Origin of the sequence: Brevibacillus choshinensis, assembly GCF_001420695.1 — a bacterium.
GTDB lineage: Bacteria > Bacillota > Bacilli > Brevibacillales > Brevibacillaceae > Brevibacillus > Brevibacillus choshinensis.
In genome coordinates this window covers 702,457-722,922 of sequence record NZ_LJJB01000013.1, presented here as the reverse complement: position 1 = coordinate 722,922, position 20,466 = coordinate 702,457, and the positions used below count along the sequence as shown (strand labels likewise).

At 48.1% G+C, this 20,466-nt stretch carries 22 protein-coding genes; all 22 read right to left on the bottom strand.

Features of this window, described 5'->3' with window-relative positions; translation table 11 throughout:
- Positions 1 to 28 precede the first annotated feature (28 nt).
- Positions 29 to 1,774, bottom strand: coding sequence for a proline--tRNA ligase (locus AN963_RS23725; protein ID WP_169791951.1), 1,746 nt, complete (start codon positions 1,772 to 1,774; stop codon positions 29 to 31).
- Positions 1,775 to 1,923: 149 nt separating this feature from the next.
- A complete protein-coding gene (gene ispG / locus AN963_RS23720; RefSeq protein ID WP_055747010.1) occupies positions 1,924 to 3,006 on the bottom strand; it encodes a flavodoxin-dependent (E)-4-hydroxy-3-methylbut-2-enyl-diphosphate synthase in 1,083 nt (360 codons plus the stop codon).
- Between the two features lie 49 nt (positions 3,007 to 3,055).
- The gene (gene rseP, locus AN963_RS23715) at positions 3,056 to 4,327 is read right to left on the bottom strand and encodes an RIP metalloprotease RseP (protein ID WP_083497044.1); all 1,272 of its coding nucleotides are present in this window, start codon (positions 4,325 to 4,327) and stop codon (positions 3,056 to 3,058) included.
- 26 nt (positions 4,328 to 4,353) lie between these two features.
- A complete protein-coding gene (locus AN963_RS23710) occupies positions 4,354 to 5,514 on the bottom strand; it encodes a 1-deoxy-D-xylulose-5-phosphate reductoisomerase (protein WP_055747009.1) in 1,161 nt (386 codons plus the stop codon).
- Positions 5,515 to 5,550: 36 nt separating this feature from the next.
- Positions 5,551 to 6,336, bottom strand: coding sequence for a phosphatidate cytidylyltransferase (locus AN963_RS23705; RefSeq protein WP_055747008.1), 786 nt, complete (start codon positions 6,334 to 6,336; stop codon positions 5,551 to 5,553).
- A 17-nt stretch (positions 6,337 to 6,353) separates the two neighbouring features.
- Complete coding sequence (locus AN963_RS23700; protein ID WP_055747007.1) at positions 6,354 to 7,124, bottom strand: isoprenyl transferase; 771 nt, start codon at positions 7,122 to 7,124, stop codon at positions 6,354 to 6,356.
- Positions 7,125 to 7,191: 67 nt separating this feature from the next.
- Positions 7,192 to 7,749 carry a ribosome recycling factor gene (frr, locus tag AN963_RS23695; protein ID WP_055747006.1) on the bottom strand — a complete coding sequence of 186 codons (558 nt, stop codon included), beginning with the start codon at positions 7,747 to 7,749 and terminating at the stop codon, positions 7,192 to 7,194.
- A gap of 3 nt (positions 7,750 to 7,752) precedes the next feature.
- Positions 7,753 to 8,475 (bottom strand): UMP kinase, encoded by a 723-nt coding sequence (pyrH, locus tag AN963_RS23690; RefSeq protein WP_055747005.1) that lies wholly within the window; start codon positions 8,473 to 8,475, stop codon positions 7,753 to 7,755.
- A 198-nt stretch (positions 8,476 to 8,673) separates the two neighbouring features.
- Positions 8,674 to 9,561 (bottom strand): translation elongation factor Ts, encoded by an 888-nt coding sequence (gene tsf, locus AN963_RS23685; protein ID WP_055747004.1) that lies wholly within the window; start codon positions 9,559 to 9,561, stop codon positions 8,674 to 8,676.
- A gap of 124 nt (positions 9,562 to 9,685) precedes the next feature.
- Positions 9,686 to 10,393, bottom strand: a complete 708-nt coding sequence (rpsB, locus tag AN963_RS23680; protein WP_055747003.1) for a 30S ribosomal protein S2 — start codon at positions 10,391 to 10,393, stop codon at positions 9,686 to 9,688.
- Positions 10,394 to 10,585: 192 nt separating this feature from the next.
- Positions 10,586 to 11,206: a hypothetical protein gene (locus AN963_RS23675; protein ID WP_055747002.1), complete on the bottom strand. Its 621-nt coding sequence runs from the start codon at positions 11,204 to 11,206 to the stop codon at positions 10,586 to 10,588.
- Positions 11,199 to 11,714: a DUF6115 domain-containing protein gene (locus AN963_RS23670; RefSeq protein WP_055747001.1), complete on the bottom strand. Its 516-nt coding sequence runs from the start codon at positions 11,712 to 11,714 to the stop codon at positions 11,199 to 11,201. Before AN963_RS23670 ends, AN963_RS23675 begins: the two co-directional genes overlap by 8 nt.
- 39 nt (positions 11,715 to 11,753) lie before the next feature.
- The gene (locus tag AN963_RS23665; protein ID WP_055747000.1) at positions 11,754 to 12,092 is read right to left on the bottom strand and encodes a hypothetical protein; all 339 of its coding nucleotides are present in this window, start codon (positions 12,090 to 12,092) and stop codon (positions 11,754 to 11,756) included.
- Between the two features lie 43 nt (positions 12,093 to 12,135).
- Complete coding sequence (locus AN963_RS23660) at positions 12,136 to 13,551, bottom strand: DUF342 domain-containing protein (RefSeq protein WP_055746999.1); 1,416 nt, start codon at positions 13,549 to 13,551, stop codon at positions 12,136 to 12,138.
- A 36-nt stretch (positions 13,552 to 13,587) separates the two neighbouring features.
- Positions 13,588 to 14,376, bottom strand: coding sequence for a FliA/WhiG family RNA polymerase sigma factor (locus tag AN963_RS23655; RefSeq protein ID WP_055746998.1), 789 nt, complete (start codon positions 14,374 to 14,376; stop codon positions 13,588 to 13,590).
- 17 nt (positions 14,377 to 14,393) lie between these two features.
- On the bottom strand, positions 14,394 to 14,774 hold the full coding sequence (locus AN963_RS23650; protein WP_055746997.1) for a hypothetical protein: 381 nt from the start codon (positions 14,772 to 14,774) through the stop codon (positions 14,394 to 14,396).
- Positions 14,775 to 14,776: 2 nt separating this feature from the next.
- Complete coding sequence (locus AN963_RS23645; RefSeq protein ID WP_055746996.1) at positions 14,777 to 15,262, bottom strand: chemotaxis protein CheD; 486 nt, start codon at positions 15,260 to 15,262, stop codon at positions 14,777 to 14,779.
- Positions 15,249 to 15,875, bottom strand: coding sequence for a chemotaxis protein CheC (locus AN963_RS23640; protein ID WP_055746995.1), 627 nt, complete (start codon positions 15,873 to 15,875; stop codon positions 15,249 to 15,251). Before AN963_RS23640 ends, AN963_RS23645 begins: the two co-directional genes overlap by 14 nt.
- A gap of 4 nt (positions 15,876 to 15,879) precedes the next feature.
- On the bottom strand, positions 15,880 to 16,356 hold the full coding sequence (locus AN963_RS23635) for a chemotaxis protein CheW (RefSeq protein WP_055746994.1): 477 nt from the start codon (positions 16,354 to 16,356) through the stop codon (positions 15,880 to 15,882).
- 18 nt (positions 16,357 to 16,374) lie between these two features.
- Positions 16,375 to 18,411 carry a chemotaxis protein CheA gene (locus AN963_RS23630; RefSeq protein WP_055746993.1) on the bottom strand — a complete coding sequence of 679 codons (2,037 nt, stop codon included), beginning with the start codon at positions 18,409 to 18,411 and terminating at the stop codon, positions 16,375 to 16,377.
- 20 nt (positions 18,412 to 18,431) lie between these two features.
- On the bottom strand, positions 18,432 to 19,565 hold the full coding sequence (locus tag AN963_RS23625; RefSeq protein WP_055746992.1) for a protein-glutamate methylesterase/protein-glutamine glutaminase: 1,134 nt from the start codon (positions 19,563 to 19,565) through the stop codon (positions 18,432 to 18,434).
- A 34-nt stretch (positions 19,566 to 19,599) separates the two neighbouring features.
- A complete protein-coding gene (locus tag AN963_RS23620) occupies positions 19,600 to 20,463 on the bottom strand; it encodes a MinD/ParA family protein (protein WP_055746991.1) in 864 nt (287 codons plus the stop codon).
- Positions 20,464 to 20,466: the final 3 nt, after the last annotated feature.

The following is a 20,466-nucleotide window of genomic DNA, read 5'->3' as shown; positions in this document are numbered from 1 at the left end:
CAAAAACCTACTTTATTCCTGCTGTAAATTACTGACCGAACAGTTCTGCTCCAGTGTGATCCACACGAGCAAGCAGAGCTTTCACTTCAGTGGTGATATCGTCCAGTTTGACATGAACGGTCTCACCGGTTTTACGTACGCGAACTTCAACGGTTCCTTCTTCCGCAGCCTTGTCGGACACGGTGATGCGCAGAGGCAAGCCGATCAAGTCAGCATCCTTGAACTTCACACCAGCACGCTCAGGGCGGTCATCAAATAGCACTTCGACGCCTGATTTACGCAATGCTTCTGTGATCTGCTCACTGGTCTGACGTTGTTCTTCTACTTTAACATTGACCGGAATCACGTGCACGTGGAAAGGTGCGACAGCGACTGGCCAAATGATTCCATTCTCATCGTTATTTTGCTCGATGACTGCCGCGATCGTACGGGATACCCCGATACCGTAGCAGCCCATGATCATCGGTTGGCTTCTTCCATTCTCATCGAGGAAGGTCGCGCCAATCGCTTTCGAATATTTCGTTCCGAGTTTGAATACATGACCTACTTCTACACCACGTGCAAATTTAATTGCACCGCCTGTACGAGGGCAAGTATCTTCTTCGGTAATATTACGCAAATCAGCATAACGAGAAACTGTAAAATCCCGTCCTGCAGCAACGTGTTGAAGGTGGTAGTCCGTTTCGTTGGCTCCTACGACGCCATCATAAACATCCTGAACATTATTATCCGCGATGATTTCCACTTTCTCACTGTCGATGCCAACTGGCCCAACAAATCCTGCAGGTGCTCCTGTGACAGATACAATATCAGCCTCAGTCGCCAGCCCTACGCTGGTTGCGTCATACAAGTTTTTCAACTTGATTTCGTTCAACTCGTGATCACCACGAACCAGAACCATTACAAGCTTGTCATCTACACGGTAGATCAAGCTTTTCACAATCTGCTTGGCTTCAATATGGAGCGCATTTGTCAATTGCTCGATCGTTTTCACACCAGGCGTATGCAATTTTTCTGCTGCTGGTGCTTCTGTCTCTGGTTTTGCGGCAGGCTTGTACACGACTTCTGCCTTCTCCAGATTGGCAGCAAAATCACCTTCTTCGGAGTAAGCGATGGTGTCTTCACCGATATCACACAGCGCCATAAACTCATAAGTTCCTTTTCCACCGATTGCCCCTGCGTCCGCTTCAACAGCACGGAAATTCAATCCGACGCGGGTAAAGATGTTTGTGTAGGCATCGTACATCGCTTGGAAATTGCGATCCAGACCTTCTTGGGTCGTGTCAAACGAATACGCATCTTTCATGATGAATTCACGGCAACGAATCAGTCCGAAGCGTGGGCGTACTTCATCACGAAACTTGGTTTGGATTTGGTACAGGTTGATTGGCAGCTTTTTGTAAGAATTGATTTCATCACGAACCAGGCTGGTGATGACCTCTTCGTGGGTCGGTCCCAAGGCAAAGGAACGATCATGGCGGTCGCGCAGACGGACCAGCTCAGGGCCGTATACATCCCAACGGCCAGTTTGGTGCCACAGCTCAGCAGGCTGCATCGCAGGCATCAACAGTTCCTGACCGCCAGCGTTGTTCATTTCTTCACGCACGATGGCTTGGATTTTATGGAGCGAGCGGAGCGCCAGTGGCAGGTAGGTATAAATACCGGATGCCAACTGACGTGCCATACCGGCGCGTAGCAGCAACTTGTGGCTGGCAATCTCCGCGTCAGCAGGTACTTCCCGCAGGGTAGGAATCAACATTTGGCTTTGCTTCAACACGTGCGTGTCCTCCTTATGCCTTATAGAAAACCTTTAACGCGGCCTGCTCATTGATGAGAGACCGCGGTTTAGCAGAAAGCTTCATTCGTTTCAGAATTCATGAGCGTCTGTGCTTAGCCATTCCTAACGCTCACCAATCAGATCGCTTACCCTACATGTGTAGGTTTTTGCTCACCGACCATTTCGTCAATTTCCTTCATCAATTCTTCAAACAGTTCGGTTTCCTTGACTTTCCGAACAATTTCGCCATTGCGGAAAATCAAACCTTCTCCGTTACCACCCGCAACGCCTACATCGGCCTCACGCGCTTCTCCAGGTCCATTTACCGCACAACCCATAACGGCTACTTTCAAAGGAACTTTCAAGGTAGAAATAGCGTCCTCAACTTTCGTCGCCAAACCAATCAGATCAATTGCACAACGTCCGCAGGAAGGGCATGCAATGACAACTGGATCGTTATTGACGATATCGAGACTGCGCAAAATTTGCTTGGCTACCTTGATCTCTTCAACCGGATCTGCTGTAAGCGAAACACGGATGGTATCACCAATCCCCATGGACAAAACGGTACCAATCCCTACAGCAGACTTGATGCTGCCAGAGAATTGAGTCCCCGCTTCCGTAACCCCGACGTGCAGCGGATAGTTACGTTTTTGCGCCATAAGCGAGTACGTTTGGATCATCGTTGGAACATCTGAAGACTTCAAAGAGATGACAATGTTGTCGTAGTTCAAGTCTTCGAGGATCTGCACGTGGTCCATTGCACTTTCTACGATAGCTTCTGGAGATGGATAACCATATTTTTCGAGTAACCGCTTTTCAACGGAACCGGAGTTTACTCCAATACGGATCGGTACATTACGTTCTCTGCAAGCCTCGACGACTCTTTGCGTTTTCTCCTTGGATCCGATATTACCCGGATTGATCCGAATTTTATCGATTCCGCTTTCCAGAGCAATCAAAGCGAGCTTGTGATCGAAGTGAATGTCAGCGACGAGCGGTAATGGGGACCGTTCCTTGATCTGTTTAATCGCACGTGCAGCATCTTCGTTAATGACAGCCAGTCGAACAATCTGACATCCTACTTCGTGCAATCGCCCAATCTCGGCCAATGTTTTTTCAACATCACGCGTGTCTGCAGTTGTCATAGACTGAATGACTACGCTTTTTTGGCCCCCAATTTGTACGCCTCCGACAAATACCGGTTTCGTCTCCTCGCGCTTGTACATTTTGCACCATCCTTCATTTTGTCTGTATTCTTTCTAGTATGTGAGTACGTTATTGGAAGAAAAACCGTTGCAGGTCATTCCAAGTTACTACAAGAATCAAAAGCATCAAGAACGCAAATCCGAGGAAGTGAACCATGCCTTCCTTGTGCGGATCGATAGGACGACCTCGCAAAGCTTCGACTGCCAGAAATGCTAGACGCCCACCATCCAGCGCCGGAAGCGGCAACAGATTGAACAACCCTAAGTTGATGCTCAGTACGGCAGCCCACTTCATCAGAATCGCCAAGCCTTGTTGAGCGAACTCACCGGTCATCTTAAAGATTCCAACCGGTCCACTTAGATCATTAAGCCCTACAGAGCCGGTGAAGAGCATTCCTAGGCTTTTCAGGATCATCATGGTAAATTCATAGGTCGACGACGCACCGTACTTCAAGACTTCACCTGGCGCGTATGTCAACGAGTTGGAGACCATGATTTTCCCGACGTTGTTTTCGTCTTTTGCTACCTTGACCGGGACGGTATGACGCTGTCCGTTACGCTCGTAATCGAAGGTTAGCTCCTTACCCGGTGATTGGCTCACAATCTCTACGATCTCTTTCCATGAAGCTACAGGCTTGCCTTGAATGGCGATGACTTTATCCCCTTGATGCAACCCAGCTTGTGCAGCAGGTCCTCCTGCTCTCACTTCGCCGAGGTAAGGAATGTCTTTGGGTACCCCGTAAATCAGCCCAATCGCGACAAACAGCAGAAACGCCAAAATAAAGTTGGCTGCAGGACCGGCAAAAATCGCCCAAAATCGTTGCGATACCGTCTTCCCTTTGAACTGCCTGTTGAGTGGTGCGATCTGAACCTCTTGTCCATCTTTCACCAATTGAGCCTGAGGATGCAAGGAGAACGTTCGTTGTTCGCCATCGATTTCAAGCGTCAAATTCAGCGCTTGTTCCAGATCAAAGTCTACAACCGTTCCCGAAATAGCTCGAGCCGAGCCAGCACTTGGCCCATCCAGAAGGATATGAGTTACCTTCCCCACTGCATCTCGCTCCACACTGACTTCCATGTGGGGTTTTAACATATCCATTTCAGGGTCTTCGCCCGCCATGCGAACTAATCCTCCGATAGGCAACAGGCGAAGCGTGTATTCCGTCTCTCCCCGCTTCACGCGAAAAATTTTGGGCCCCATGCCAAGTGCAAACTCGCGGCAAAGTATTCCCGCCTTTTTGGCCAGCAGGAAATGTCCCAGTTCATGCACGAATACGAGTACCCCAAAAACGACTACAATCGCGAGAATTGATTCAACGGAATCCATATTGGGAAAAGGCAAGTGAACAGCCACCTTTCATTCAGTATCTAAAGCCCTACCGTATACAATTCCCTAGCTTGAGTACGAGCCCACTGATCGGCTGCAAAAATCTCCTCAAGTGTCGGGTCGTTTACTCCTTGGTGAGCTTCGCATGTCTTTCTGACGATGGTTTCAATTTCTAGAAAACGGATGGCACCTTTTAAAAACAGGTCGACGGCCACTTCATTGGCTGCGTTCAGAACAGCTGTGTGTGTACCGCCAGCTTTTCCGCACTCATATGCCAATTGTAACAGAGGATAGCGTTCAAAATCCATGGCTGCAAAGTGAAGAGTGCCCAGCTTCACCAAATCGAGTTCTTCCGTAGCCAGATTCATCCTCCCCGGATAGCTAAGCGCATACTGAATCGGAACTCTCATATCCGGTGTCCCCAGTTGCGCCATGACCGCCCTGTCCCTGTATTCTACCATAGAGTGAATGATACTTTCATAATGCAGCACACAGTCGATCTGTTCATAAGGTATATCAAATAGCCAGTGGGCTTCGATCACCTCGAATCCTTTGTTCATCATCGTAGCCGAATCGATGGTGATTTTCGCTCCCATGCTCCAGTTCGGATGAGCCAAGGCTTGGGCAACAGTCACTTGTTCTAAGTCTTCCCTCTGTAAATGACGAAAAGACCCTCCAGAGGCGGTCAAAATGATACGGGCTACATCTGCACTGCGCTCGCCTTGCAAACACTGAAAAACAGCAGAGTGCTCACTGTCGACGGGGATGATCTCCACCCCTTTTTCCCTCGCAGCCTTCATCACAACTGGTCCAGCGCTAACGAGTGTTTCTTTGTTAGCCAAGCCAATCGTTTTTCCCGCTTCAATGGCAGCCAATGTGGGAGCGACGCCCACACTGCCTACAATTGCGGTCATGACGAAGTTAGCAGCTTCATGGCGAGCTACCAGTTCCAATCCCTCAGACCCGTATACGATCTGAGGTTTTACCTGTCCCCCGAGTTGATTCTGCAGGGCAGTGGCAGCCTGTTCATTTCCGACGGAGACAAGCTGTGGCCTGAACTTCTTGACTTGTTCTGTCAGCAAGTCCACATTGGTTCCTGCCGCCATCGCGACAACCGAAAACTCCTCTGGATTCTGTTCGACCACATTCAGGGTACTCGTTCCGACTGAACCTGTGGAACCCAAGAGTGCTATTTGTTTCAATGATTTCACCCTCTATATTTCTTTATGCGCCAGGTCTCAGACGATACCTAGTAGATGCAAAACCGGAAAGACAAGTAGGAAACTGTCAAACCGATCGAGCACTCCCCCGTGTCCAGGTATAAGCTGTCCAGAATCTTTTACCCCAAAATGACGCTTCAGTCCGGATTCAACCAAATCTCCCAATTGCCCCACGATTCCTGCGACAACAGCAATCATGAGGGCATGTACGATACTCAAATTTCCTAGCCATGCATTTACCGCTAGTACCACAACGACTGCAGCAACGAGACCTCCCAACGACCCCTCGATCGTCTTGTTTGGGCTAATCTCTGGCCACAGTTTATTCTTGCCAATCGCTTTACCGACAAAATAAGCCCCCGAGTCGGTCGACCAGATCGCTAGAATGACCAGCACCGTTAACATCAATCCGTCCGGTAGATTGCGGGTAGCAGCCATGTAAGTAAAACCGAAGCCTATGTATAACGCCCCCACCAACGTAAGGGCGATGTGTTCGATATGAAACTGATTTTTCCGCAGCACGGAGTAAATCAATAAAAGCAAGAGTATCGCTATCATCAGATCCGGCGTACTGATGGGTAACCATGTGGAAAAAGTAAGTGATGGCCAAAGGATGCTCACCATCAAAACGTATCCCAGAATACCTGCTACATTGAATGGCTGAAGGCGTGCCATCCTCATAAATTCAAAGTGGCCAACAAGAGCCAATAATAGAACCAAAAGTGAATACCAAGCTCCTCCTGCGTAAATCAAAAACAGAAAGACTGCTCCACCAATCAAACCAGTAACTATTCGTTGCTTCAACAGATTCCACCTCTCGGCTATACCGCCCCGTAGCGACGAGCTCGGCCTTGGTACTCCACAATCGCTTGATAAAAGTGTTCACGGGTAAAATCAGGCCAAAGCACATCCGTAAACCACATTTCCGTGTAGGCCAATTGCCAAAGCATAAAGTTGCTCAAACGAATCTCTCCACTAGTGCGAATCAAGAGGTCTGGGTCGGGAATTTCGCTTGTATACAGGTAACGGGAAATGACTTCTTCATCCAAATCTTTCGGGTCGAGTTTCCCCGCTTTTACTTGCTCCGCAATGATTGAAAACGCTTTGACAATCTCATCGCGACCCCCGTAGTTTAACGCAAAATTGAGTTGTAATCCACGGTTGTCCCTTGTTTGCTCTTCCGCTTCCAGCAGCGCTTTTAAGGTGTGAGAAGGCAATTCGTCCTTGCTACCCAGCATGCGAATTCGTACATCTCGTTCAATTAATTCATCCAATTCTGTCGACAAAAATTCCTGCGGAAGCTTCATGAGAAAATCCACTTCGTCCCGTGGTCGCTTCCAGTTTTCGGTGGAAAAAGCGTACATCGTAATATAGCGCACACCAATTTCATCAGCGGCCTTCACGACATTCTTCACCGTTTTCATACCTGCTCGATGCCCGGCGACCCGGGGTAAACTGCGCATACTGGCCCATCTTCCGTTCCCGTCCATGATGACTGCCACGTGCTCTGGGATTTTGCCCGAGAGATCCACTTCTTCCTGTACGGTTTGTTTTTCTTTTCGGGTCCATTTGCGCGCTAGATGTTCTAACATAAAGTGTTCCCCCGTAATGAGAGATATAGACGTACATCCCCCTCAATGTGAGGGGGATTCCCTTGAATTACACTTCCAAGATGTCTTTCTCTTTATCCTTAACGATTTTGTCGACTTCTGCAATAAATTTATCCGTCGTTTTTTGAACTGTTTCCTGATGACGGCGAGAATCATCTTCAGAAATCGTTGCAGCTTTCTCGAGCTTTTTGATTTCATCATTTGCATCGCGGCGGATATTGCGAATCGCAACTTTCGTTTCTTCCCCGCTTTTTCCTGCCAATTTCACCAAGTCCTTACGGCGTTCTTCCGTCAGTGGTGGAATGACCATACGAATGACAACACCATCATTGCTCGGAGAGATACCGAGGTCGGATTGCTGCAGGGCACGGTCAATTTCTTTCAGCGCCGTTTTGTCCCATGGCTGAATGATCAGCATGCGCGGCTCTGGGACGCTCACGTTTGCCAATTGGCTAATCGGCGTTGGTGAGCCATAATAATCAACCATCACACGATCCAGCATAGCAGGGTTTGCACGCCCTGCACGCAAGGTGGACAGGTCTCTTTTCAGATTGGCGATCGCTTTGTTCATGCGATCATCCATGTCTTTAATCACGGTTTGTGCCATTCATTATTCCCCCTTTACAAGAGTACCGATCTTATCGCCCATCACTGCCCGGCGAATATTGCCTTCTTCGGAGATGTTAAAGACGATCAGTGGAATACTGTTGTCCATGCACAGGCTCGATGCCGTTGAATCCATGACGCCCAGCCCTTTATTCAGGACTTCCAGGAAAGTCAAACGATCATATTTTTCTGCAGTTGGATCCAGGCTTGGGTCTGCGGAATATACGCCGTCCACTTTGTTTTTCGCCATTAGAATCACTTCAGCTTCGATCTCGGCTGCGCGCAAGGCTGCCGTTGTATCCGTAGAGAAATAAGGGTTTCCAGTACCCGCAGCGAATATGACGACACGCATTTTTTCCAAATGACGAATCGCCCGTCGGCGTATGTATGGTTCAGCCACTTGTCTCATCTCAATCGACGTTTGTACACGAGTCGGGACGTTCACTTGTTCCAACCCATCCTGCAAGGCGAGTGAGTTCATAATCGTGGCCAGCATGCCCATGTAATCGGCGGTTGCCCGATCCATACCTTTGGATGCGCCGGAAAGTCCGCGCCAGATGTTTCCTCCCCCGACGACTACTGCGACTTGTACTCCCAATTCTACGATTTCCTTGATCTGGTTAGCGACGGAGAAAATCACTTTAGGGTCAATACCGTACCCCAAGTCTCCCGCCAGTGCTTCCCCACTCAACTTTAACACAACCCGTTTATAGGCAGGAAGTGGCATGTGAAACGGCCTCCATTCATGAATCATTCTCTGTGCATTGTCGGCATTCCTTCTGATTTACAAACTTGGATAACACCAAGTGTCTCGGGGATCCCGCCAGGAAAGCTGCACATTGCTTTTTACGTACAGGAGAGTTTCACATGAAGTGAAACTCTCGCTTTGAAAATAGGGAACACGGAGGTGTTCCCTATATCCTTATTATTGTTTATTCACTTGCGCCATTACTTCAGCTGCAAAGTCTTCTTGCTTTTTCTCGATACCTTCGCCCACTTGGAAACGAGCGAATTCTTTCAAGGTAGCGCCCGCTTCTTTCAACAGAGCAGATACTTTCTTGTCTGGGTCTTTAACAAATGGTTGTTCAACCAGTACGTACTCTTCGAAGAACTTGGAGAGACGACCTTCAACCATTTTCTCAACGATGTTAGCAGGTTTGCCTTCAGCCAGTGCTTGGTTTTTCAGAACTTCACGCTCGCGTTCGATCTCGTCTGCGGAAACTTCTTCACGGTTTGCAAAGCGTGGGTTAGACGCTGCAGCGTGCATTCCCAGGTCTCTTGCCAGGCCATCGTTTTGAGTGCCTTCCAGTGTAACCAGAACACCGATGCGGCCACCCATATGGAGGTAAGCACCGAAAGCGCCATTGTCGGACTTCTCGGAAACGAAGAAACGACGGAAGGAGATGTTTTCACCGATTGTGGAGATTTTCTCGTTGATCACGTGAGCCAAGGTTTCGCCTTCACCTTTGAATGGTTGCTCCAGTGCTTCTTCAACAGTAGCAGGACGTTGGGAAACAACGTGTTCTGCAATGTCTTTCACGAGTGTTTGGAACTCAGGGTTTTTCGCAACGAAGTCTGTTTCGCAGTTTACTTCTACAACAGCTGCTACGTTACCAGAAACTGCAGTCGCTGTCAGACCTTCAGCTGCGATACGGCCGGATTTTTTCGCCGCTTTCGCAATACCGCGTTCGCGGAGCAAGTCAATTGCTTTTTCCATGTCGCCGTTTGTTTCTTCCAGCGCGCGTTTGCAATCCATCATACCTGCACCTGTACGCTCACGCAGTTCTTTAACTGTCTGTGCATTAATTGCCATTGAGTTAACCTCCTTGGAAAGTTACGTTCTAAGTATCGTTTTGGTTACTTCTATTGCATTCTGATTCAGTAAAAAAGGATGGACGGGGGGTTCTGACACCCTCAGTCCACCCTCTTACACTTGCTTACGCAGTTGTTGTGGCTTGCTCTCCGCCTTGGTTGCCTTCTTGCAGGGCATCTGCCATTTTAGCAGTCAGCAGTTTTACAGCGCGAATTGCGTCGTCGTTACCTGGGATTACATAATCAATCTCGTCTGGATCGCAGTTAGTATCTACGATTGCAACGATTGGGATACCCAGTTTGCGAGCTTCTGCAACAGCGATGCGCTCTTTGCGTGGGTCGATGACGAACAGAGCGTCCGGCAGTTGATCCATGTGAGCGATACCGCCGAGGAATTTCTCCAGGCGATCCATTTCTTTGCGAAGAACAATTACTTCCTTCTTCGGCAATACTTCAAACGTACCATCTTCTTCCATGCGTTTCAGCTCAGCCAAGCGAGAAGTACGCTTTTTGATGGTAGTGAAGTTAGTCAAGGTACCACCCAACCAACGTTGGTTGATGAAGTAGTGACCTGTACGTTCTGCTTCTTCCTTAACGGATTCTTGTGCTTGTTTCTTCGTACCAACGAAGAGCACTTTACCGCCGTTTTGAGAGAGTTCACGTACGAAGTTGTACGCTTCCTCAACTTTTTTTACGGTTTTTTGCAGGTCGATAATGTAGATTCCGTTACGTTCGGTGAAGATATAGCGAGCCATTTTCGGGTTCCAACGACGAGTTTGGTGACCAAAGTGAACACCAGCCTCGAGGAGTTGTTTCATCGAAATTACTGCCATATTTCACACCTCCTTAAAAGTGGTTTTTTGATGAGTACCTCCGCCACACCGCATGTTCCAGACAAATCTGCCTGAGGCAGCACCGTTGCTGGAATTGGTGGACGTGCGATTTCAACACCGTAAATGAATATATCATATGGAACTTTCAATTGCAACAAACAGATTCCATTATTTTCGCAAAAAAATACCGCCTCACTTCTTCGGCGGTGTCGTAATGAGTTTGACGATTTGTGCTTCTGTCGCAGGTGTAGATATTTGATAGGTCCCCACCCGGATTCGATTGAGTTTGTCCTGATTCCGTAATTCGTCGACAAACTTGTTGTCAGTCGGTAAGATTCCCGCTTGCACAAGTTGCTTTGCCACACCTTCTGCCGTTGCTTTATAAGGTACGGTAAAGGAAACCTGCTTTTCAATCTGCGGTATCTCTACAGAAGGAGGAGCTGGATTTTGGGCAGGTGTCGGTGTAACAGTAGCTGCATTCTCGTGTGTCGATGTCTTCTCGGTGGTTTCCTTTGTCTCCGCGGCTGAGACATGCGGCGTGCTTGTCTGCTTCGATAATGGGGCTTGTGGCTTTGTAGGTGCTTTCGGTGGTGCTGGTGCAGGCTTTACATTCACTTTCTTCTCCTGCTGCCACTGCTCATATTCTTCTTTTGTCAAAACAACCATTTGTAATTCCTTTGCGGCATTTTTAATCTGGTCAGACGAAAGAGCCCTCGTCGAAGAAGGCACCTGCTTTGCTTGAAACCAGCCCGTTATAGCGGCAGCTACGATCATTCCCGCTCCGAAACCTAATAACAGCTCCCGTTTACGCATCTGCCATACCTCTTTCGTTCTTCGCAGCCAATGCAAAGATCAGGTCGATTTCCCCACGCCCTGCTCCCAGACGTTTGGCGATTTCATCAAGGGATAGCCCTTCTCGCTGCAATTCAAAGACTCTGCGATATCTTTCACGCAGTACCAGCACGTCTTCTTCCTTGGGATCAAGCTTTTCAATCGCTGCCTCGTGCTGTACGTTCTCACGGACTTGTTGTATTTGTTGCACGCCTCGCCCGTTTTCCAGCTGCTCCAAACGCTGTCTTAGATCTTTTACTTCTATTAGAAGCTCTTCGTGAGACTGGTCGAGTTGTTTCTGCATCCAGTCCTTTTCCTGCTTAATTTGTCTACCCATATGCTGCAGAGCCTTCTCTAGCTCTGCCTTGTCCGTGGTGCGATGTGTCGGTAACATCGTGTCGAAATCACCTGCTGGCTTTGCCTTTATGAACAAAGCAATAACCATACTCAGTACTCCCACACCGATCAAGATGAGATACACTACGTCCATGTTAGCCACCTTTGCTTCTGGCTTGTCTTTTTTCCGATATTACAAAGATATATCAATCATACGCCCGCGTAAGGGATCTCTCATCGATACAGGAAGGGTTGTTTTTGCTTCACCGGTCATGTCTCCTCCTTCAGAAGAGGCAAACGCTGCGGAATCTTTCTGGTTCTTTTTTTGTTTCTTCTCCCGCTCCCGGATCTGATTTTTTTCGGTATGCTCGATATCGAGAGGCCGTTGACGCATCTGTTGATCGTGAAGGTTCCTCTCATTGATCAGCGATTGCTGCTCATGTACAGTACGCTGCTGTTGATGCTCCTGAATTCGGCTAACTTCTAGCGTACGCGGCAACGCGACTTGCAATTCTACCGTCTTCAAACTCATCGCAGCCCAACTCCCTTGTACAAGATGTTACTGGACCTGTATTTTATATGAGCGTCGCTGTACTGATCTCGCCTTCCATTACGACGAATCGCGTCCGTGCATACTCGTGTTTTATGAAGTGAACGAGCTTACCAAATGTCATTTTAATACCCGGATACATGACGTGATACGCTTCGATAGCCGCAGGTCCCTCACCTTTTAGTTCGGTTTCTACGTCTTTCTTGCGTGTCTCCAGAGACTTGCATTCCTTTTCCAAAACCAATCGGGTGTTCGTTAGCTTGATTTGCAGCATCCGTTTATCTGCTGGCAACTCGCCACTTGTTTGCAGAATCTGATTCATGACACTTAGACCTTGGTCCGTTTTGCGCAAATTTTCGTACACTAGTTGCAGTTCTTTCTGAATTTGGACCAATTCTTGACGGAGTTCCGGTTTAACTCCGACTTCTAAAACAGTGGGAGTGGCGCTGGAATTTCCAAATACGCGTGCAGCAATCTTCTCCCCTGCTTGTAAAACACCGCCAATAATAATGCCTTTCGCGCCTTTGCAAATAATTTGTTTCCCTGCACGAACCGTAGAAAACATAATACTTTGTGAGACGATTACTTGATTACCAGCAGTCACATTCGCATTCTGAATAAAGGAAGTCCGGATGTTTTGTCCTGCCACGATAGAACCTTTGTCCTGAGCTACGATTCCGCTTTTGATTTCGATTGAACCTTCCGCGTGGAGCTCAGCGCCCTCTACGCTCCCCAATACACGAATATCTCCTGATGCTTTTACACGAAAACCATTCAAGACGTTCCCGCGAATGACCACCGTTCCCACAAAGTCGATGTTGCCTACACCAAAGTCTACGTCTCCATTTACTTCAAAAACGGGGAAGACGTTCATCTTATCCTGATCCGTGAACGATACTTGTCCATCGATAGCGGCATAAATCATGGTTCTCTCCTGATTATGCACCACGTTTTTTCCAGGCTTAATGATCACTTCTTTGCCGGCTTTGGGAGCGATGGGCTCTCCGGTAACAGCTGTACCCGGTTGACCATGATCTGCAGGAATCCTGCGAGCCAGCAGCTGTCCTTTGGCTACATTCGGAATCACCGTCACGTTGTAAAAATCGACTCGACCATCTTCCAGCTCTTTGGGGCCATTGCCATCTTGCACGGCATCCAGATACGGATACTCCATCGAGCCATCCTTCCCTGGGATTGGTTGAATACCTCGGGCAATGGTCGCCTGTGCATTGGCATACTTTCTCGGCAAGGCACACATGTCTCTGATTACATTGTCCAAGATTCCAAACGTGACTCTTTGTTTTTGCAGTTCCTTGTAAATGTCCTCTTCCCTGAGTAAAAGGGTGTCAAGATCCTCCTCATCTACTCGAAGTAGGATCCCCGCTTCCAATTTGTCTGCAGACAGCTTTACCTCTAATCGATATTTCCCGATCTCTTCCAAACTTCTAACCCCCTTAAACCATTGGGTACTTTTACTCTACATCAATTGCGACTTCCACCTGGACAACGCAGAACGAAGACGGAAAAGAGCCTTGGAATGGAGCTGGGAAATGCGTGAAGGTGATAGGCCCATGATCTCAGCGATTTCCGATAAGGTCATCTCGTCGAAGTAAAACAGGGAAACGACGAGTCTTTCTTTTTCAGGGAGCTTATCGATAACAGTGACCAGCACTTCCTTCAGGCTAGTAACCTCCGCCACATTTTCAGGTCGCGGGGTCAATTCATCTACGATGTATGAATGCCGTGCTGTTTTCTGCTCATCTTCATCACCGACTGCTTCGTCGATAGACACCATCGTCGCCAGAGAGGTCTCAAAAAACACCTGTTGAAGGTCTTTCTCACTAATCCCCAAGTACTCCGCTACCTCTTGATCGGTGGGCATTCGCAGCATTTGCTGTTCCAATGTTGTGTATGCTTCTTCGATTTTTTTGGCCTTGTCTCGAACAGTACGAGGGATCCAGTCATTTTCACGCAATCCGTCAATCATGGCACCACGAATACGCCACATCGCGTACGTCTCGAATTGCAAGCCACGTGTATGGTCAAACTTGGCCAATGCGTCCAGCAGCCCGAAGCGGCCATAACTGATCAAGTCATCTTTGTCCACGTTGGCTGGTAGGTTGATCGCCAAACGGTTGGCCACTTTGTCCACGAGTGGCAAAAACCGTGTGATCAGATCGATTTCTGCCTCGCGACTGCCCTCTTGCTTCCACATGACCCATTTATCGAATTCTTTTGCCTTCTCTTGAATGGTTAGCCGTGCCACGAATTAGTCACCAGCCTTTACTCATCTGTTAAGCGCCTAACGACCTCTGCAACAGTGGTGGGATCCTCAATCGGACGAATTCTCTCCATTTGGGAAATAGAAAGGGGAGAGAATGATTCCGTGTTCTCGTCTGCCTGCCTATCCTCTTTTCCCTCTAGAGGAGAAGTACTCCTTTCATGAAGAGCAACTTCTCCTTCTTTTACGGAAGGAAGAGAAGCGTTATGTGTCACCTTGGTGAGAACCCAACGGATAGGAAAAGCGGCGAGGAAAAATATAATGAATGCGACACCTGCTCGTTCCAGTGAAACAAGCCAGACGTTGCTCGCCCATGCCGTCGCAAGCGTGACAACAAAAGCGAGAAGTCCCAAGCCAGAATTAATCCAAATGGTTCCTATCATCCCTATACTTCCTTCACACCTTGATTTACAGTTCGGATTTGAAGCACGCCGTTTGTGGCATCCATCTCTATTGTCCGACCACAGTTACCCCCTGTATCTTCGGCCACTATTTTTATCTGCGCGTCCTTCAAAGCCAATTTACATGCATCCACATTCCTCGGACCAATCCGCATCGTATCAGTGCTTCCGAGAAACGCGAACATTTGTGCTCCTCCAGCAAGTTTCGCCACGATATGACGGGTGGAAGCACCCGCTCGCTCCATCTGATTGATCAGATATGGAATAGCCGTGTCTGCATATTTCCCTACTGTCAGTTCCCCGCCCTTTGCCAGAGATGATTCTGGTAGCATGACATGAGCCATTCCAGCAATTTTATGAATATTGTCGTAGAGCACGACCCCTACGCAAGAGCCAAGGCCAGTAGTACGCAGTCGGCTCGTCGGTTTTGCCACACCGAGATCGGCCATACCAATCTTAATTATCTCCATCGAAAGGAACTCCTAGTGAACGAAATAGAATGGGGAGGGAATCGGGATCAGGAATCAAAAAGAAGTTCCCTTTCACTTGTTCATTTCCCTCAAAGAATGCTGTGTCAATCGTGAGTGCGAAATCGCCTGCCTGTCCAAGAGCAATCAAACCATAACTGAGAATGGCACCCGCCATGTCTACTGCCAAAGCAGGTACCGATGGCTGCAAATTCAATTGGGTAAAATCAGCAAGCGATGAAAGGTAAGAGCCTGTCAAGATATTCCCGATTTCGTGCAAAGCCGAAATCTCAAGCTCTTCCCATTCATGCACATCCTTTTCGATCCCTGTGATTTGCTGCAGTATATGCTTGGCTGAATCCATATCAAGAATAAAGAACATATTCCCGGGGCTGTCGCCTTCTACACGGAGGAAAACCGTCACGACAACTGTCTCAGCCCCACCCACACAATCCGCCACTTCATCGAAAGGAATAATGCTGACCTGCGGCACTTTCATATCGATTTCTTTTTGCATGAGTTTAGAGAGGGCGGTGGCTGCATGTCCCGCTCCAATATTCCCAATTTCTCGCAGTACGTCAAACTGGAAATCTCCAAACTTCGTAAAGTAGCCCATTTTCTTACCCCTCAATTGCGTCCAATTGCTTGATTTCTTCTGTACTCAACACTTTATCGAGATTCAAGAGAATCAAGAGACGCTTGTCCAGCTTGGCAACGCCGCGCAGATAGGCTGCCTCTACTCCGCCAACTACTTCTGGCGGTGGTTCGATCGCGTCTACCGCGATATCAATTACGTCGTTGGCAGCATCTACAATCAAGCCTACTTCCAGCTCTCCCACCGCCACGATAATGATACGTGTCGATTCGGAGTAGACGCTCTCTTCCAACTCAAAACGGTTACGCAAATCGATGATCGGGGTCACAACTCCACGCAGGTTGATTACCCCTTTCACAAACTTCGGCGTTCGCGGAACACGTGTAATGTGTTCCAGTTTTTCGATCGATTTGACCTGGTTGACTTCGACTCCGTACTCTTCATCTTTTAAACGAAAGACAATCACTTTCACTTCGCCTACGATTTCCTTGTGCTCGAGCATGTGGCTGCCCCTCCTCTTTTACTTGATCAGTGCATTGCAATCGATAATGAGTGCTACTTGACCGTCTCCTAGGATCGTTGCACCGGAGATGGCGAAAACATTAACCAGATACTTGCCTAAGGATTTCAGTACGATTTCCTGTTGACCGATGAAGGAATCGACGACCAGTCCAGCCATCTTTTCTCCTTTTCGTACGATGATGACAGCAACTTCATCTTCATCGACTGCCGCATCACTCACAGGCACTTGGAATATGTCTTGAAGGGATACAAGCGGGACAACTCGTCCTCGGAAGTCGATCACTTTTTGGCGATGAGCCATCATGATCTGATCTTTCTTGAATACGGCCGTCTCGATAATCGAGCTCAGCGGAACTGCATATTTCTCATCCTGCACTTGAACGAGCATGGCAGAAATAATAGAGAGTGTAAGTGGAAGCTGGATCAAGAATGTCGTGCCTTGACCGCGTACGGAATCAACTCCGACACTGCCACCAAGCGATTCGATCTTTGATTTTACGACATCCAGACCGACGCCTCTTCCGGAGATATCCGAGATGACTTCAGCTGTGCTAAAGCCAGCCGCAAACAACAATTCGTGGATTTGCTTGTCACTCATGCTGTCCGCATTTGCAGGGTTCACGATCCCTCGCTCGATTGCTTTTTTCAGCACTCGTTCCTTGTTGATACCTGCCCCATCGTCTTTTACTTCAATAAAGACGTGGTTCCCACTGTGGTATGCGCGCAGGACAATGGTCCCTTCTTCTGGCTTTCCTGCTTTCTTCCTATCAGCAGGTGACTCGATACCATGGTCGAGAGAATTGCGGAGCAAGTGATTGAGAGGATCACCGATTTCATCGATCACCGTACGATCCAGCTCTGTTTCCGCACCGATGATTTCGAGATTGACTTTCTTGTTCAAATCTTTTTGTAAATCGCGAATCATACGTGGGAAGCGATTGAAAACTTGTTCGACTGGGACCATTCGCATAGTCAAAATGATATTCTGCAGATCTCCACTGATGCGACTCATGTGTTCAACCGTTTCATGCAGCTCACTTTTGCCAATTTCTTTGGCCAACTGCTCCAGTCGACCACGATCGATAACAAGCTCGCTAAACAGATTCATCAGAATATCCAGACGATCGATATCTACGCGGATCGTTTTACCACCGGCTGCTTGCTTACGTGCCGTCGCTTGCTGTACCTCTGGTGCTTTTTTCACTTCAGAAGCTGACTCAGAAGGCACTGCAACCACTGGTGCTGGAGCCGATGCTTCTTTCAGTTGAATTGGATCAATCTTTACATCATGAGTCTCAGAAATGTTTAAAATCGTATTGCGAATTTTTTCCTCGGACTGCATCGTTACATAAGCAATCTCGAATGAGGTCTCGAAGCGTTCGTTCTCGATGTCTTCTACAGTCGGCTTAGTCTTGATGACTTCACCCATCGATTCCAGCTGATCGAATACCATATAGGCACGAGCCGCTTTGAGCAGGCAATTTTCATTCAACGTAACCTTGATCCACATCAATTGATTGCCTAGCTCTTTGGATTGTTTCAAGACCATCAGAGCGTAGTCATCCAGCTCATTTTCCCCGACTACTGCCTGCTCCACTACCGGAGCTTCTTCCTCAACGGCTACGGCCGCAGCGATTTCCAGCTCGGCGCTAAAATCACCAGCAACGATCGATCGCAATTTTTTTACCGGAATCGAAACATCTGCAGACCCATCTCCGCCTTCGGTAATGTCGATCACCATGCCCTCGATCAAATCGACGCTATGGAAAATCACGTCCATGATGTCGCTGTTAATCGTCAGCTTTTGGTTGCGAATGAGGTCTAACACATTTTCTGCTTCGTGCGTTAGACTCGCCATGTCTTCAAAACCCATGGTCGCCGACATCCCTTTGAGGGTATGAGCAGAGCGGAAAATTTCCTTTACATGTGTAATGTTGCCGGGATCATTTTCCAACAGGAGCAGATTTGCATTGATTGCTTGCAAATGTTCTTTCGATTCTTCGATAAACATGTCCAAATACTGATTCATATCCATCGGTGATCCACCTCCCAAAATCAGTGCACGAGCTTGCACAACAGCTCTGGAATTTTATCAACAGGGGCTACTTTGTCTGCCAGGCCTGCATGAACGGCTGAACGGGGCATTCCGTATACGACACAAGTCGACTCATCTTCGACAATACTCGTAACAGTCCCGAGTTCTTTCATCATTTTTAGACCTTTTGTCCCATCATTTCCCATGCCTGTCATGATAATTGCCCATTTGTCTACATTTGTCAATCGACTGACTGATTCAAATAAAACGTCGACAGAAGGACGATGGCCTCCGCGCGGCTCCTCCTGATGCAGATGAGCCTGCAATCGGCCGTTCACTTGCCGAACTTCAAAATGAAAGCCTCCAGGTGCAATATAGGCCGTCCCTGGCTCCAATACTTGTCCATCCTCGACCTCAGTTACGTGGATTTTCGACAACGTATTCAGTCGCTGCGCCAACGATTTGGTAAAGCCGGCAGGCATGTGTTGAACCACAGCGATTGGAGCAGGAAAATCAGCTGGTATAGCTGTCAAAACGATTTGCAGTGCTTTTGGTCCACCAGTAGAAGTTCCCAAAGTCACCAGTCTTGGCTTTGCAATGCCGATCCTTCTCGGTGGCAATGCCCGCTCGATAACAGTCGGTGTCGCTACTGTCGTTACAGGTACAGGAGCAACCGGCTTAACTGGTTGCAATGGATCCGACTCTAGTGGCTTGATCGTATTCTGAATAGCGGATTGTCGTTGCAAGCGACCTTTTGTGAGATAGGCCGCTTTTACCCGTTCAATCAAACGATCGCCAACTTTATGTATATCAAGCGATATCGGTCCTGACGGTTTGGTTACAAAGTCGAACGCGCCCAATTCCAACGCTTGAATGGTTGCATCCGCTCCCTCTCTCGTCAGGCTACTCAACATTACGATCGGCAAGGGATGATCTCTCATCAATGACTTCAACGCTGTCAGTCCGTCCATGACGGGCATTTCAATATCCAACGTGAGGACGTCCGGATTCAGTTGCTTGCATTTTTCAATACACTCGAGTCCGTTTCTTGCTCGATCAATGACTTCGATATCTGGATCTGTCGATAAAATGTCGGAAATAACTTTTCTCATGAATGCAGAATCATCTGTGACAAGAACTCGAATTTTACTCAATGCAAAGTCGCTCCCTTCCTTACACCCTGTTGACTTATCGAATGAAGTGTTTCAGCCTCGCTAGGAATCCTTTGAGACCATTCGCCGGGATATCTGATTTTATGGAACTCTCCAAATACCGCCCAACTAAATTCCGAATGCTCCGAGAGGCTAGCGATTGCGGATATGTAAGTAGAAAAGGACGCTGCTGCTTCACTGCTTTGGATACATGGGAATCATCCGAGACAAACCCTAACGAATGAATCTCCATGCCAAGAAAGCGTTTTGCCACCATCGCGAGCTTGTCGGCAGTCATTTTCCCTTCTCGTTCAGATGTCGCCCTGTTGATTACCAGTCGAATCTTTACAACAGGATTACGAGAGTGCAGCATTTTGATAACGGCGTACGCATCTGTGATTGCAGGTGGTTCAGGTGTTGTCACGACAATCACTTCGTCCGAGGACAGCATGAAGTGCAGGGATTCTTTGGACAAGCCCGCTCCTGTATCAAAAATAATCGTATCCGCGTACCCTTGCAGTGGATCCAGCTTGCTAAACAAAAGGTTAAGCTTTTCATCATCCAATTGCATGATCTGCGTAAAACCTGACCCACCAGCAATAAATTCCAATTGCCCGGGTCCTTGCTCCATGATGTCCCATACCGTCTTATCTGGTTCTAACAGATGGAACAAATGCTTTTTGGGGGTAATACCCATTAAGACATCCAGATTGGCGAGGCCTAGGTCCACATCGAATAAGATTGCCTTATGTCCTCTTTCAATCAATCCAAGGCCGAAGTTGAGACTGAAATTAGACTTCCCTACCCCGCCTTTTCCACTGGTGACGGTTACGAGTTTTGTCGGGCGCTTCTGGGCGCTCTGTTGTATACGTTGGCGGAGTTGTTCAGCTTGATCACGCATTCA